At 59.2% G+C, this 14,609-nt stretch carries 13 protein-coding genes and 2 pseudogenes; 8 read left to right on the forward strand and 7 right to left on the reverse strand.

All coding sequences use genetic code 11. The features are described from left to right. The first annotated feature begins 238 nt into the window (after positions 1-238). Positions 239-664, forward strand: coding sequence for a YybH family protein (locus ABIB80_RS27410; protein WP_007592779.1), 426 nt, complete (start codon positions 239-241; stop codon positions 662-664). Between the two features lie 245 nt (positions 665-909). Beyond that, positions 910-1,086: a hypothetical protein gene (locus ABIB80_RS27415; protein WP_245285875.1), complete on the forward strand. Its 177-nt coding sequence runs from the start codon at positions 910-912 to the stop codon at positions 1,084-1,086. 276 nt (positions 1,087-1,362) lie between these two features. Here the strand turns inward: ABIB80_RS27415 and ABIB80_RS27420 are convergent, their stop codons facing one another. Continuing rightward, positions 1,363-1,776 carry a helix-turn-helix transcriptional regulator gene (locus tag ABIB80_RS27420; protein WP_354128787.1) on the reverse strand — a complete coding sequence of 138 codons (414 nt, stop codon included), beginning with the start codon at positions 1,774-1,776 and terminating at the stop codon, positions 1,363-1,365. 760 nt (positions 1,777-2,536) lie between these two features. On the opposite strand from ABIB80_RS27420, the gene ABIB80_RS27425 reads away from it, so the two are divergent. Further along, positions 2,537-3,328 carry a Crp/Fnr family transcriptional regulator gene (locus ABIB80_RS27425; protein ID WP_035992968.1) on the forward strand — a complete coding sequence of 264 codons (792 nt, stop codon included), beginning with the start codon at positions 2,537-2,539 and terminating at the stop codon, positions 3,326-3,328. Between the two features lie 280 nt (positions 3,329-3,608). Here ABIB80_RS27425 and ABIB80_RS27430 read toward each other — a convergent pair whose 3' ends face one another. Both ABIB80_RS27430 and ABIB80_RS39455 read right to left on the reverse strand, forming a co-directional pair. Beyond that, the gene (locus tag ABIB80_RS27430; RefSeq protein ID WP_354128788.1) at positions 3,609-4,091 is read right to left on the reverse strand and encodes a phasin family protein; all 483 of its coding nucleotides are present in this window, start codon (positions 4,089-4,091) and stop codon (positions 3,609-3,611) included. A gap of 862 nt (positions 4,092-4,953) precedes the next feature. Beyond that, positions 4,954-5,232 (reverse strand): annotated as a pseudogene (locus ABIB80_RS39455) (hypothetical protein); the annotation flags it as partial. Between the two features lie 241 nt (positions 5,233-5,473). On the opposite strand from ABIB80_RS39455, the gene ABIB80_RS27435 reads away from it, so the two are divergent. Continuing rightward, a complete protein-coding gene (locus ABIB80_RS27435) occupies positions 5,474-5,746 on the forward strand; it encodes a hypothetical protein (RefSeq protein ID WP_166517484.1) in 273 nt (90 codons plus the stop codon). 12 nt (positions 5,747-5,758) lie between these two features. Here the strand turns inward: ABIB80_RS27435 and ABIB80_RS27440 are convergent, their stop codons facing one another. Further along, positions 5,759-6,505 carry a LuxR C-terminal-related transcriptional regulator gene (locus ABIB80_RS27440; protein ID WP_354128789.1) on the reverse strand — a complete coding sequence of 249 codons (747 nt, stop codon included), beginning with the start codon at positions 6,503-6,505 and terminating at the stop codon, positions 5,759-5,761. A 970-nt stretch (positions 6,506-7,475) separates the two neighbouring features. On the opposite strand from ABIB80_RS27440, the gene ABIB80_RS27445 reads away from it, so the two are divergent. Next, entirely contained in the window at positions 7,476-7,817 is a 342-nt protein-coding gene (locus ABIB80_RS27445; RefSeq protein WP_007592797.1) for an H-NS histone family protein, read from the forward strand. Positions 7,818-7,876: 59 nt separating this feature from the next. Here the strand turns inward: ABIB80_RS27445 and ABIB80_RS27450 are convergent, their stop codons facing one another. Then, complete coding sequence (locus tag ABIB80_RS27450) at positions 7,877-8,107, reverse strand: hypothetical protein (protein ID WP_051058403.1); 231 nt, start codon at positions 8,105-8,107, stop codon at positions 7,877-7,879. Between the two features lie 170 nt (positions 8,108-8,277). Then, on the reverse strand, positions 8,278-8,817 hold the full coding sequence (locus ABIB80_RS27455; RefSeq protein ID WP_354128790.1) for an acyltransferase: 540 nt from the start codon (positions 8,815-8,817) through the stop codon (positions 8,278-8,280). 881 nt (positions 8,818-9,698) lie between these two features. Between ABIB80_RS27455 and ABIB80_RS27460 the strand changes: the two are divergent. The 3 genes and pseudogenes from ABIB80_RS27460 to ABIB80_RS27470 all read left to right on the forward strand — a co-directional run. After that, positions 9,699-10,235: pseudogene (locus ABIB80_RS27460) on the forward strand (YqaJ viral recombinase family protein); the annotation flags it as partial. A gap of 71 nt (positions 10,236-10,306) precedes the next feature. Next, entirely contained in the window at positions 10,307-10,534 is a 228-nt protein-coding gene (locus tag ABIB80_RS27465; RefSeq protein WP_354128791.1) for a hypothetical protein, read from the forward strand. A gap of 22 nt (positions 10,535-10,556) precedes the next feature. Further along, entirely contained in the window at positions 10,557-12,197 is a 1,641-nt protein-coding gene (locus ABIB80_RS27470; RefSeq protein WP_354128792.1) for an ERF family protein, read from the forward strand. Between the two features lie 259 nt (positions 12,198-12,456). On the opposite strand, the gene ABIB80_RS27475 is transcribed toward ABIB80_RS27470, so the two are convergent. Beyond that, positions 12,457-14,184: a PQQ-dependent sugar dehydrogenase gene (locus ABIB80_RS27475; protein ID WP_354128793.1), complete on the reverse strand. Its 1,728-nt coding sequence runs from the start codon at positions 14,182-14,184 to the stop codon at positions 12,457-12,459. Between the last annotated feature and the right edge of the window lie 425 nt (positions 14,185-14,609).

The raw sequence follows: 14,609 nt of genomic DNA on the forward strand, positions 1-14,609 counted from the left end.
TTGGACCGGTGCCTTGCGGCCTGTCACTCTATCGGTGAACCTTCGATAACGAGCAATCAACCTCGTCGCTCGATCGCACCCGGTGCGGCCTTGTTCTTACCTGTCAATGTTGTTGACGGTAGTCCTCCGGAGTTGCTGTTGCGCCAAACGCGGTCTGGGATGCGGCGTTCAGCGCATCCACTCGACGTCAGGACAATTGCCGCTCGCATTCGTATCTACATCAGAATTGGAGATGATCATGCGCAGCATAGCACTGGTGATCGCATTCGTGATTTCGTTGACCGGCCTAGCATCGGCTCAGAAGGCCGAAATTGAAGTGATCAACGCCAAATGGATTGAAATGTTCAACAAGGGCGACTTCTCTGGAATTGGGTCACTCTACAGCACGGATGCGACTGCATTCCCGCCCGGCTCTGCGATGGTGCAGGGCCGAGCAGCCATCGAGACAATGTGGAAAGGCATGGCGGAGCAAGTTGGCGATCCGAAACTTACCACCGTTGACGTTAAGCCGCTTGGCCCTATGGCGGCACGCGAGATCGGCACCTTCGTGCTGAAGACCAAGGGACCGACACCACAGGAAGTGACTGGAAAATATGTCGTGGTTTGGGAAAAGGTCGGAAATGATTGGAAGCTCGCCACCGATATCTGGAACGAAGGCAAGTAGCATCGTTCGCAGGCCTGCTTCGCGTCAAAAGCTTCCGAACGTCAAGGCTGTTTCATTGGCATGAAAGGGCGGGCCCTGCAGGCTTGCGCCTAATGGATTTTTCTGGATCTCCCGGTGCACACGTCGTGCACACGAAAGCCGGAGTGCACACGCGTGGCGACCTACACAAATTGCATCCGGAAACCGGCGCGTCCAAGTCCGGCGCAAGACCCGTTATGTGGCCGAGACGTTCCGAAGACGCAAGGATGGCGAAGGAAGAATGGGCGCTCGAAATGGAGCGCAACATTGACCGTAATGGATCGTCGAAGCCACGCGTGGTCCGGAACGTTCGCACGTTTGGCGATCTGATTGACTTGCACGACCAAGACATGCGCGAGGTCGGTAAGCCCCCTCGCCGATCAAAAGCTGCTGTGATGGCCTAGCTCAAGACCGAACTCGGCAGTGTGAAGCTGCCCGCTCTGAACAGAGAGTCGCTGATCGAGTTCGGAAGAAAGCGCGCCAAGCTGGGCGCTGGCCCCCGCGACACTGGCAATCGATTTGTCCTTCTCCGTACAATCATAACGAACGCCGCCGCCGTGCACGGTGTCGAGGTTTCAGCCGAGGAAGCCCGCCTCGCACGCGTCGCGTTAAGTCACCTCAATTTGGTTGGAAAGAGCAAAGAGCGTAACCGACAGCCCACGCAAGACGAACTCGACGAGCTAATCAAATACTTTGAGACGAACCGCCGGCAATTCATACCGATGGGACGGATCGTCAGACTGTTCCAGACGTTGCGCATTCGGTAGATTCGGCCTGTAAATTTGTGTCAGAAGCATACGCGACAGGCAATCATTGGACCACGTCTGACAGGTGAAAGCCTTTGCGACACGGGCCAGGCGCCCAGCTATGTGACGGGTGAAAGCCTGCGAAAACGAGGATGCGGAGTCACAACCAAGAGCGCGGCTGATTTCGTCGTTGATCTGGTTGCTTTCTCGCAAGGCCTTGGCGACGAGATTGACGCGCCAGCGCGTCGCGCGTCTCCAGCAGGCGCTGAAGCGCCGCACCCGAAAGCCGCTGACGTCACCGCTTGGGAGGCAGGATTCAAACTTTGTTGCGATATCACGGACGCTCACGATCTTTCCCGCGGGCGAAAATGCCGCTTCGCCGCCTCCCGAAGATATGTTCAAGCACGTGCAGGATCTCACCCTGTGGATGGATTCCCTCCGTGAACGTCACAAGCAATTCGCCTAAAATAGGAAGCCGCACCAAGGGCCGATCTGCTCAATAGCAGGGTCGTTCGAACTTGCGGCACACTCGTTCGGCAAATGGTGACTTAGTGGGGAAGCCGCTCGGCGAGCCGCTTGTCACCGGCACCGCCGATCACGTTGTCGGGAGCAACCGTCCGGTGGGATCCAAAAAGCACCGTTTGAAAAACCGTTTTAGTTCGGTCTTCTCAAACCGTGGATCGGCCTAAGGCTTTGCGAGGTGCGGTGGGCGGGGCCCAAACCTGGGACCCGCTGATTAAGAGTCAGCCACGAGTTAAGAACGTTCAATGATTAGGCGGTCGCCGCCTGAGCATACTCGGCCGAAAATTGGCATCCGTCGCACAGGCATAGAGCGTCCGCTTCGATGACACTCTTTCCGGTTCCCGAGAAGGCGGACGAGCGATAGGCTTGGCCGACATCAACTGCAATCCCCGCGAGCCTGCCGGTCTCCAGTTGGAGCCAATCGCAGGATCTAGCGGGATCGTGCGTGGCGGTGCCGTCGCACACGCACGACTCCCAATTGGAACCATATCTCCGGTGACCGATTGGAGCGCTGTTGAGTAGTGCAGACCAGCCGGCACCAGCCGGCAGGAGACCTAGCGCCGGACCTCCGTGGGGGACGAATCCCATGATGGACCACGCGACAAGAGTTGGTAATCGATTGTTAGCAGCGTTGCCGGCGGCGGATTTCGCTTTGCTTGCGCCTCACCTGCGGAAAGTCGTACTCAAGCGCGACGCCGTACTGGTCCGATCGGGAGATCGAATCGAGCACCTTCTCTTCCCCTGTGGCGGCGCGATTTCCTACATCGTGGACTTGCCGAACGGGCAGACTGCCGCCATAGCGGTGATCGGTCGTGAAGGTGCGATCGGTCTAACGTTGGCGCTTGGTACATCCCACTCATCCGTGACGGTAGTCGTCCGCGTACCGGGGCCCGTGCTGCAGATCCCGGCGGCGCAATTTTTGTCAGCTCTGGGGCGCAGCGCCGCGATCGCATCCATGGTGCAGATTTTCACGAGATCGCTGCTGACGCAGGTTCAGCACGTCGCGGCTTGCAATGCACTGCATTCCGTCGAAGCCCGGATGGCCTGCTGGCTGCTTCAAATTCACGACCGGGCGAATGGCAGCAATCTCCTCCCCTTGACCCAGGAGACTATGTCGGAGCTACTGGGCGTCCGACGCACCACGGTCACGCATGTTGTGAGGGCGTTGCGCGCGTCAAGAGCGTTGAAATCCAACCGCCGCGGTCAGCTCGAGATTGACCGGCCGCGGCTCGAAGCCGTGGCATGCGAGTGCTACAAGGTGATGAGCCGCAGGATCGATCGGATAATTTCGCGTGGCGGAGCAGGACTTATTCAAGCCGCGCCGGCGCGAGACGCCCGCCAGCCGCCCGGCGACCGACTATCCAGGGCAGGCTCGTAGACCCAGGCCTCTCGCGCGAACCACTCGTGTGTAGCCGCGCAGACCCGACAATAGGTGCGCGAGAAGAATACCGCGCTGCAGCGAAACCTTTCGCGATCAGTCTCGATACCCGTCGAAATAGCGTCGCCCGTTTCCGGGCATTTGATCATTACCACACCCATCTTCGTTTCCTGCAATCTGTTGCGGACCCTGAGCACGCTGGCCCGCCATCGACTGGACCGAGCGTCCCCTCGTCGCGGAAACGCCTGTCCAGTCGATCCGCGCGGCCGGTAGCCTCGGTTCAGACGGTCTTGTGCAGCACTCTGTTGAAGCTGGTCTTGATGGGCTCGGTCGTCTCGATCGCAACTTTCTGCGCGAGCTCCCAAAGCTCCCGATTCTGTGCGGAGACAACTTCGAAAGCCTCGCGGCTTCGGGCGGTCGAAAGATGCACGATATCCAGCAGCGACCTGGTCTCAGCGAGCCGGGATAAAAACTCCAGGGTGGCGCTGGTATTGTCTTTGGAAATCTCGATGACCTTGGCGCCGTAATCAACGGCCCCTCTGGCGTTCATAGAGCAGGCTTCACGGAGAATGTCGCTGATCTCCTCGGAAGTCGCTTTCATGCTCGCGATATTTTTCTTGGTCTGTGCGGCGCCCCGCTCGGCGAAGCCACGGAGGAGTTCCTGGAAATTCAAAAGCGGCAAATCGAACCTTGGTTTTGCACCATTCGCGTTCTCATTCACCGGATCGGCCTGCGTTTCGACTTTCACATTGGCATCATTCACGAGCTTTCATCCTTTCAAGCGAAACTAGTTAGTAGATTGAAGACCCCCCGCTCCCCGCACGTACTGCGCCAGAAAACTAGCGCCCCTGTTCTCGGCGTGACGGGATGCTGCTGCGGATGAACCGCTCGCCCCCCGCCGAGCCAAATATGATCGATTAAATTCGAACCATCCGTTCGCTTTCGGACTCTCGCTGAATAATTTGATGGGTTGCGACCAGGCGGAGCAGGCATAAGCTTTAAATCTGCGACGTTGCAGGGTTGCGCTCTGAGCTCGCGCGCCGTCCGAGATAGCCCGACCGGCGCAGCTCGCGCTGATGGTTCTCTTCTCGATCCACTCGGTCCCTGAGACTCTCAAGTTCCGCGAGTTGGGAGGCAAGCGCTTCGAGACGCTGGCGAAGAACAGCAGCGGGGTTGTCCACTCGAGCGCAGATTTTCATGTGAGGTCTCCTGGCAATATGTCCGCGAGAATTCCGCCAGCTTCGATGGTGGGCAAAAAAATATGCAATCAGAGAAAAACGCGACTAACATTCGGATGCTGCGTTGCCGATAACGATGCGGCGGCGCGTTAATAGAGTACTCATGTGCCCAGGCGCGGCACGCTCCATTGGGCTAGGCTGCTCAGCATGCAACAACAGCGGGTCGAACCGTTGTTAATGCTCGGAGCGGGTTGCGCTCGAAAGTCGAGTGGCGGCTCGCTCGCACTCGGGCTTGTGCCTCCGCTCGTCGTCTTCTTCATCTGCACAATCGACCCCTCCATATGCGGTCGGATCTCCGGAGTTCCCTCCCGTCGCGAAAGGTCCTTTGCCACCGGCCGCTCCGCCGGATCCGCCGCCACTGCCGGATGGCCCTCCAGCAGCAGATGCCCCTCCACGCCGCCCCCCAGGTCCGCCACCGCCTCCAGGTGCCCCGCCGCCAGAGGACCCCGACGCTGCAGAGGACGGGCGGTCGTTGTCGAGGAACGACTGGCCCCTGTCGTCGCCATGCGTTGCTCCGTTCTGTCCGCCTGAACGCGCGATGGCCGTCGAGGTCAGCGAGGTCGACAGCAGCAGCGTCATGACGGGGGGTGTCACGGCCGCGAATCTTCCGCAGGTTTTCAGGAACGCCCGCCGGTCGTCATCTTCATTGCCACTTTGGCTCACGATGCGCTCCCCTTGATTTAAATTTGCTTTATTCCTATTATATATTAAATAGACTTTCAACCAGAATTTTGTTTGAAAGATGGAGATTACGAAGCGTGCGCCGCCAGCAGATTGCCAGCATTTCCATGGCCTCGGGCTTGCTCGCCCCGGCGCCGGGAAACCCCAATCTGGAGTGTCAAACTAATATTTAATATGCATATATCTGATTAGCTTGATTAAGGGCAGCGCACGACGGATGATTGCCATGCCACTGCAATTTCACCGGCCCATCGAAAACATGGAGATCTGGAGCGCGAGCGGCGATGGCTTCTCGTTTGTGATCAGCCTGGAGAGCCCTACCGGTCCAGGCTTTCACGGACGCTCCGGATACCTGGCGAGTTGGCGACCACTCTACGAGAACAATGGCGCGATCAAGATCAGCGGGTCGCCCTTCCGAACATTGGCTGAGGCCGAAGGAGCCTGCCGCAACATGGCCGAGCATCTGCGCGCCGCAACCGATGCTCACCGCCCAGCATGATGCGGTGTCCAGCTAACGCGTACCTTCCGGAAGGACATTGCTTCGCTTAACGTCCTCGTCGTTTCGAACCGCCGAATCCTGCTGTAGTAGGCCGGAAGAGGCGAGTTCACGTGCGGCCGCATGTTTCCCGTTTTGCGAAATTGCAAATGCCGCGAGAACTGTTCGATTGCTGATATCGAGCTTCTGGAAGATGTGGTGAAGGTGGACTTTGATCGTACCGTCGGTAATGTTCAGGAAACGCCCAATCTCCTTGTTCGACAGCCCCTCCGATACAAGTCTCATGATCTGCCGCTCCCGGTCGGTCAGCTGCGTCGGAGCCTTTTCCTCACCGGTGTGAGACTCCCCACGGACCTCGCCACCTGTGCACGGCGACCGCGATGCCGGTCCCTGGCGTTCCGCGACCTTCCTCAGGGTCGCGACCAGCATCTCCGGCTCAGCATCCCTCGTGAGGACGAGGCAGGCGCGGCCCGCGGCCAGCGTCTGCAACCTTTGATCGCCGGCCTTTTCAGCGAAGAAAATGACCCGGGTACCCTGGCCAGCGGTGTTTGCGATAGCCAGAATGTCCGGTCGACTGATACTGGGCATTGCAATATCGACCAGTGCAATATCGGGCACCAGAAGTCGGATGGCCCCAATGCAGCTTGCAGTATCGCCGCAGGCGGCCACGATCGCAAAATCGCGCTGCGCCGCAAGGACGCTGCTGATCCCCTGCAAGACGATCGGGTGCCGATCCGCGATGACGACTCTGATGCGGCGCATGCTTCCCCTGCCTATCCCTGATACCCCGCGCGGCAGTTTTTATTCCTGCATTCACCTCAAGACGCGCGGGAAGCACAACCAATCCGTTCTGCCAAAACGCCGCACTGTCGATTGGTCGCGGCGCGTATCGGCAACGCATGATGGCCACACCACTGTAACTCGCTTTGAGAATGCATGCAGCACCGTAGGATTGCGGTCCTCCATGGAAAATCCGAAGCAGCCGATTCATCTACAAAACAGTGCCTTCTCAGCTGGCTATGATCTGCAAAACTCTCCCGCAGATCTGGCGGTCCAGTATGTGGCTGCCTTGTCAGGATTGGTTAACAGCCATCAAGCTCATCACCGACCACTTATTACGAACGATATATAGTCACATTCATGATTCAAATCTAACATTCGACAAACTTGACCGGAGCGAGGCGGCTGAAAAGCCTCGACCCATAACACGGAGAGGAGGCTCAAAAAGTAAGACTATTCATCCAACATCAATATGAGGAGTGGAAATTTTCTAACCATTAATCAGACGTCTCGAACGATAACGGCTGCTTCGGCAGGGGCACCGATGAAAACCTGGTCAGCAAAGTTCGGGCGACATTTTCGTTAACCCGGCAAACTTCAATCTGCGGTCACGGGTCATCGCTGGTAATGAGTAGGTGGTCACATGTATTCTTCGGCTGTTTTGCGGCAAACGCATGAATCTCTGATCGTTCAATTCACTGAATTGCAGAATTTACGTAGTCGTGTGTCGATGGCCGAGCAGCGCTTGCTCGGCCCGATGCGAAGGGTCCGCCGGCGGAGACCGGCTGGGAGGCGACCGGCCGGTCGAAGGCACAGGCCCGGCTGGTAGCCCCAAGAAGTACCGCACTGCACACTAGAGTTCTGTGGGCAGGCCGATCAGGCTTGCCCGACGGGGCTTCGACCTGATAAGCCCCCCTCCTATTTCAAATCGGAAGTAGTGGGGACGGCTTCCATGGGGAACGACGAGTGGGCATCCGCGGCCACAGCCGAGCTGTGGCGGCTTTACGATGAAGTGACGACTGTTCTTAGTCGGAGAATGATTGCGGAAAAAGCCAAGCTCGAAGAGCGGCTTCGCAGGATCGAGGGAACTTCCGGGGCCCCCAACGGCGAACGTGCGCGCCGCCCCTACCCGCCAGTGCTGCCGAAGTATCAAAATCCGAAAAACCCGTCCGAGACCTGGTCCGGTCGTGGCAAGCAACCCCGCTGGTTGAAGGCGCAGCTCCGAGCCGGCAAGAAGCTGGACGATTTGTTGATCAACCGTTCATCCAGCCGCAAGCGCCGCCGCACCGGTTGAGCCCCGCGACGGTCGCGACGCCGTAGACACCGCTATGGCGCGGCTGTCCACAGCAACATCTAGCGATCGCGATCCTCTTTATTGTTCGGACTGCCGTCACCGCCGCCGTTGCCGTAGCCATTGTTGCCGTGCACAATATGACCGCCTGAACTGGCTATCGCGGCTGAAGTAAGAGAGGTGGACAGCAACAGCGTCATGGCAGGAGGGGTGACGGCGGCAAATTTTCCGCAGCTCTTCAAGAACTCACGACGATCTTCGCCGTCGGTATCGAGATGGGTCATGGGGATCATCCTGCAACAGCCAGCCCTCAATTAAATGGTACGTCAAACTAGCGGAAGAGCAACTTAAATTTGTTAATGCAGTAATTTATTCCTCAGCTTGCCCGTTGATACTTGCCATTAAATCGGCGGCGACCGGAGTTGCGGCGAAAATGGAAACTTGGGCCGGCCGCGGATTGCATTTATTTCGACGTTGAGGGCTGCTGAAGGCGCGCAGGACAGCCAAACGCCTTGGCACCTGTAGGAATATCCCTGTTGACCAGTGAATTTGCACCTATGATCGCGCGGTCGCCGATCGTTACACCCATTTGGATCACGGAATTAGGGCCCACATATACTCCATTGCCGATCCAGGTGGGTGCGTAATCGATCGGGTCCCTGCCGAGCGAAATAGAACGATTTACGGTGTTATGTGTGTAGATCTGGACGCCAGCGGAGATGGAGCACCAGTCCCCTATCTGCAAATCTCCCCCCGAGCCATCCAGGATACATCCTGGTCCAATCCAGGTATTTCGTCCGACCTTGACAGACCCCAGAACGAGCACGTTGTCGTACATCGTGGTGCCCTCGCCGAACCCATACGCTGCGGCGTTATCGTCGCGCTCGGTGAGAAGGTCTCCGATCGGCACCCTCCGATCGAATTGCTTCCTCTTGCGAACTGCGAGAGCCCGCAAAAACTGGCGCGCAAATGCGAGCCATTGATCCACACGGTCATCGGACATTCTGGGATCTCGTAGCATCGGAAGCACCACTTGGTTTGAATTGCCAACTGCCTAACATCGGCAATCCTGACGTACGGCTAATTTGATAAGCGACTTTGGAATGCAATTACAACTTCCTCCCGATGCGCCGCGCCAAATGCAGGTATCGGAGGGCGATACTAGCTTCGGCACGACGTTCGTCGTCAGGCCGACATTATTTAAACCATTTCAATGGCCTACACTTCTTCGCTCCCGCCACACTTGCACAACCGCGACGAATGGACAGTGAGATCCGCTGTCCGCAGTTGACGCAGCCTTGGCATTTTGCCATGCGCGAACGCCCTTCCGTCCAGACCGGCGAACCTGCCTGTTCAATATCGAAGCCCCAAGGCCGGGGCTCGAAGCGTCGCCGCCGTGGCTGCGCCAAACCGGCCTCAGCTCTAACATCTCGGCGTTGGCAACGAACAAGACTACGTTGTAATCCTTCACGTTAATTGGGTTCGTTCTGCGCATTTCGAGCTCCCCTCCTGTTGCCGGAGCGCACAAACACCCGGGGCCGTGTGCCAATGCGCGCACGCGCGCATTGGCGCGAACCGATCGGCATGAAAACCGGTCCGGACGCCGATCACTGGGCCTGTTCCGCGTGACCAACCGCCTCGGCCGACTTGCGCGGTCTTGGCCCGCGTCCAGCGGGGCGGCATTGCACAGCCTCCTACCGGCTTGCGTCGGAGAGACGACGTCGCAGCAACCTGTCGCGCCGTGCCTGCGCACGCCGCAGATAGCGCTCGACCATTTTGAGGTCGTGAACAAGACCGACACAGGCGTCTCCTCGCCCTGACGCCACCGGGCCTGAAGCTGGATCAGAGCCGCACGCGGTTGCGCACAGTTGAGCCAGCAGTGCATTGGCCGCGACTCTCGATGGGCGGGTGCACCAAACCGGAGACGTATTCGAAAGCAAATTCGCGCTGCCCTGGAATTTCTCCGAGGACGCGGCGGCGGACAAGCATATGGCCCAACTGCAGCACAACATGTGGGTGGTCGCCGCCCGCGCCGCGGTGCTGTCGATCATCACCGGTGGTGGCCGATGGGTCGAAATCAGGGTCCATGCCGATCCGCTTTATCAACATCTGCTGCTCATCGCCGAGTAGAAGTTCTGGCGCTGTGTGCAAAACGGTGAGGCGCCGCAGCTGTTTGGTATCGAGCCGCCGCGGCCGCGGCTGGCGGCGATCCGGGTGGTCGACATGAGCGGCTCAAACGCCTGGGCGGAATTGGGCGCGCTCTACCGCCAAACTCGCGGCGCGGCGCTCGAGCACGAGCGGGCAAAAACGGAGCTAAAGGCGCTGGTGCCGGAAGACGCCAAGGAGGCGAGCGGCCACGGCTTGCGCGCCAAGCGCTCCAAGGCCGGCGCAATCAGCTTCGAGGTGGTCGACGTCGCTTAAACCTGCCGCCGAGCTCAGCCACGGGGCGGGCAACTTGCCGAGCCTGAGCTCCCGGTTCAGAGGGTCTGCCGATGCAGCCGTCCTTTGACTTTGTCCATCTCGATCCCTTCTCTGATCCCCCGGAGCCGTACGAATCGGCATTCGAGCTGTTCGCTGAACTCTGGGCCAAACTGCGTGGCTTTGAGGCGCGCTGCGCGCAGGACCACGCCCTTGTCGCCCTGATCCGTGACCTGGAGCACCAGTTGATCGTCGCCGGACTCATCCTGGCGATCCAGCTGGACCTCCTGAAGGACCGATAACCTCGAGCAGTGGAGACAGCCAATGCAGCGCTGCAGCGTGACCATCAGCCAAATCGCCGGCGCGCTTGCGCGGGCGCAAAGTGAACTTGAAAATCCGGAAAAGGTATTGACCGCGACGATCGTATCACCGTTCCCGCGGGAGGAGAGCCGCACCTTCCGCTATGCCTCGCTCGCCAGCGGGCTTCAGATCGTGCGCAAGTGCCTCACCAAGCACGAGATCGCGACCGTGCAGGCCACCGCGATCGATGTCGACACCGGACTGATCAGGCTCACGACCACCCTGCTCCACGCCTCGGGCGAATGGATTGCCTCCGACTGGCCGGTGTGCCCGGTCGCCGACACCGCCGCCCCGCACCGGATGGGCGCCGCCCTGACCTATGCCCGGCGCTATGCGTTGTTCACGCTGGTCGGCATTGCCGGCGAAGACGATCTGGACGCCCCCGATGCGTCAGCCGGCCCGCCCGCTGCGGCGTCGCAACCAGCCGTTGGCGCCACAGCCAAGCCCGCCAAGGGCGTGCTCAACCGCGCGCCGGTGCTGGGGCCGCCAAGGTCCGCCGAGCTCCGCGAGCAGCTGTTGCGCCGGCTCGCAGAGCTGTCTGGCAGCACTGACCTGCTTGCCTGGGCCAAGGCCAGCCTTCCTCTCAAGAACAGCCTGCTGGAGGCGGACGCCCGCTTGGTCGAGGCCGCCTATCAGAGCAAGCTCGAGGACGCCATCCCTCCCGCAGCCAGCAGGGTCGAACAAGTGCACGCCTTGGATCGCGAGCCAAGCCTGGCAGAAGAACCGCTGCCGGCAGCAGATGCGGGCACCGAGACCGCGCCGCAGCCGGCCCTGCCAGCGGCGCCCGAAACGAGGCTCGCTCATCCCAAAGAGCCTTCCCGCAAGCGCAGCAAGGCCCACCTGCTGTTCGTCCGCAAGCAGCCCTGCCTCGTCTGCCAGCGAGCCCCATGCGATGCCCACCATCTGAAATTCGCCCAACCTAAGGCGCTCGGCCGCAAGGTCAGTGACGAGTTCACCGTCCCCCTGTGTCGCGCCCATCACCAGGAGCTGCACCGGCATGGCAACGAACGGGCCTGGTGGGCCAATATGCAGATCGCGCCGCTGCCGGTGGCGCAGGACTTGTGGGTGGCGAGCCCAGTCCACAGCCCGTCCAGTGCCGCCGTCCTGAGCGCGCCGTGCCCTCACGCACCGGGGAGGAGGCCTCACCGCTACGAACGGGGCCTTCCAACGGCGCGCCCGCGCTGCCGGCAGAGTTCAGTCGCCGAACTCTCCTGGGAGATTCAGCGCTACCGCGTACTGCGCCATAAGCTTCTTGAGACTTATAGCCAAAAGGCGATTGAGGCCACGCTCCGCCGCATCGGCATGGTCGTGATCGCCTCGGAGTTCGAAGACAAGGCCGTGTACTACACGCTGCAAAACGCGCTGAGCTGGCGGATCGATCCAATCGCTACGTTCGAGATCAACGCGCGTCTTGCGTCCTATGGATTCGACGCGACGCCATCAACACGGAAGTCTACGCGCAGGCGCGCGAGCTCTTGGTCCTGTTCGACGGCTTACTCAATGCCGCGCAGACAAAAGCGCATGTTGCTGCTCCACGAGATCCGGAAACTCGTAAGCGGGCCCATGCGTCGGGGCGCGTCGCCATGCCGCTCACGGAGCGCTTGAAGTCGGGCACAATTAGCTCCGGCTTGTGGCCATCGAATAGGCCGTCACACGATCAAGACAATCCATCTTGCCGCAACGTACGGCCGATTTTCTGTGTCCACCCGCGCACACATCCACACATCTTGCGTTAGAGTCCACGATGGCAGAGGCGGATTTGTTCTGGACCAAAGATCTTCTCGTTAACGACTAAACGTTGGGGCGAATATCGGACACAGCTCACAGGCAGGGCAAAATTACAAAGCCGGCACAACGTGCTCCGTCAAAGCGCACGTAGATAACTGAGGATGGCTCGGCGTTCTGTCGCGCTGACATCACCGGGGAAATCCATTCTCGTTCCAGGACAGAAGACGCTTGGTGCTTTGAGGAACTCGTTAAGGCGCTCTTCGGTCCATGTGCCCCCTACCCGGCGCAAACTTGATGAATAATCCGGATAGCTCGTGACCGACGCGACTTGACGACCAACAATGCCGAGCAAATCTGGTCCGATCCGATTGCCACTCATCAAGTTCGGCTGATGGCAGCCGCTACACTTCTCCGCGAAAAGAGTTTCACCCGTGGCACCTTCCTTGGGACGAAGGGAGATCAATTTCTGTTCATCCGTCCATAGCAAGAGACTGCCATCATTGCCCTCGATGAGGTCGCGGATGCGACTCCCGATCGCGATCGGCTCGAGGTATTTGACCTGACCGTCCCGCACACGCGCTCGAAACAGCGACGCCGCCTTGAGTGTGGCGATCAGGAGATCACCTTGCCACTGCGCAAACAATCCGCGCTCCACCCCGATCAAATTAGAAACTGCGATCGAGGGGACCCAAGCGAACACTGGAGCTTCATAGCCCTTCTGCTCCGCATCAGGTTTATTCAGCGGCCACGAGAACGAACCATAGTCTGTTCCATAGGTCGCAAATGGCCAACCATAATTGGCGCCCCGGACCAGCTGATTGAGTTCGTCGCCGCCCTGCGGGCCATGCTCGGTCGACCAAATCGTTCCAGACCGATCGATATAGAGGCCTTCCGCATTTCGGTGACCAATCGTAAAAATTTGAGTGTTTCCATCCGTAATGTTAATGGCCAGTGTTTTGCCGTACGAGGCTGCCGGGTCCTGTGCATAGGCGTGAACCGAGGCAGCCCCGTCGAAGCCAAAATCACCGACGGTCAACAGCAGCGTTTCCGGATTTAAGAGAGCCATCCGGCCCCCACCAAAATAACCGACAAAAGGAATCCCGCGGCGGCGGTGTTCGCCGCGCGTTGGCAGGCAAGGTGAGGTCTCATATAGGGTTCTCCATCCGGAGACAGATTCCCCGCGAAGTAATGCCGCGCGGTTCGCCTCGAGGACGGAGATGCGTTCGGTCCAACATTCCTGACCAACACGCCAGTAAGCGTGCGAGACGAAAATGCGTGTACTGGCGCCGACCTCCTGAACCAGCAGGTCATACGTTCGGAACCACTCAGGATTAAGAATCTCGTGTCCGGCCTCTCTGCTCTGGGTCTCTTGAGGCACCCAGTCGGAGCGGTCTGCCCATGGACGGCCTGCAGCCGCGGAAAACGCCTCGCCGTTGATCGGTACCAGATACGGCAGCGTGTGGACGGTCATGTGGTCGACCGCTTCCCAGGAGAAGACATGGAGATGGCCGTCTCCGCTCACGAGAAGATAACGATCGCCGATCCGGGCCAGTGCTCCGCCGCGCACCGCAGATTTTGGAAACGCGTTCGAATAAGTGTGAACGTCCAAATTGTAGAACTCAGTCTTGATCAAGGTATTACTGTGCACCGCTACCTCGGGTGTAACCCGCAATGCGAACGACCCCGCGGCCGCCGCTGCCAGCAGCCCGCCAAGCGCCAGAGCTTGGTGCAGCGCCGCAGTTCCTACGAAGTACGGGGCGGGGACGAGCACCAGGGCAGACGTGAAAATCCCGAGGGTGATGGCGCGGGAATAATCGGTTCTGGTGAGGACAAACCCCAAGAAGACCACACCAAAAATCGCCATTGTGGACGCGATTGTCCCACCCAATCCCCGCCCCGGTGATGAGGGCCTAATTAAGAGAGTACATGCGGCGCTTAGGACGAAAGACGCCATAAGACAGCCAAATGGAAGCGACTGGGCAGGAGGAAGCCGCCAAAATGCCATCCCGTAGGTCAGTACTGGAAATAGCAAAAGCAGCACGACACACATGGCATACCACACCACTGGATAGTGCCATTGTCCGCGCCGATGAGGTTTTCCTTTGGATCGCGTTTGATTGAGAAAGTCGAGGTATGGACTCGCATCCTTTTCCGACGGTGGAATCAGCAACACCCTTCGCAATCCCTCAGTCTCCATCTCAGTGGATCCCCGGAACTCCATTTGATTCTCCCTAACGCTTTAACTCGTACAAGCGTGCCGCGCCGCAATCTAAATTCATTGATTTCGAG

This window comes from Bradyrhizobium sp. i1.15.2, from assembly GCF_040548425.1.
GTDB lineage: Bacteria > Pseudomonadota > Alphaproteobacteria > Rhizobiales > Xanthobacteraceae > Bradyrhizobium > Bradyrhizobium canariense.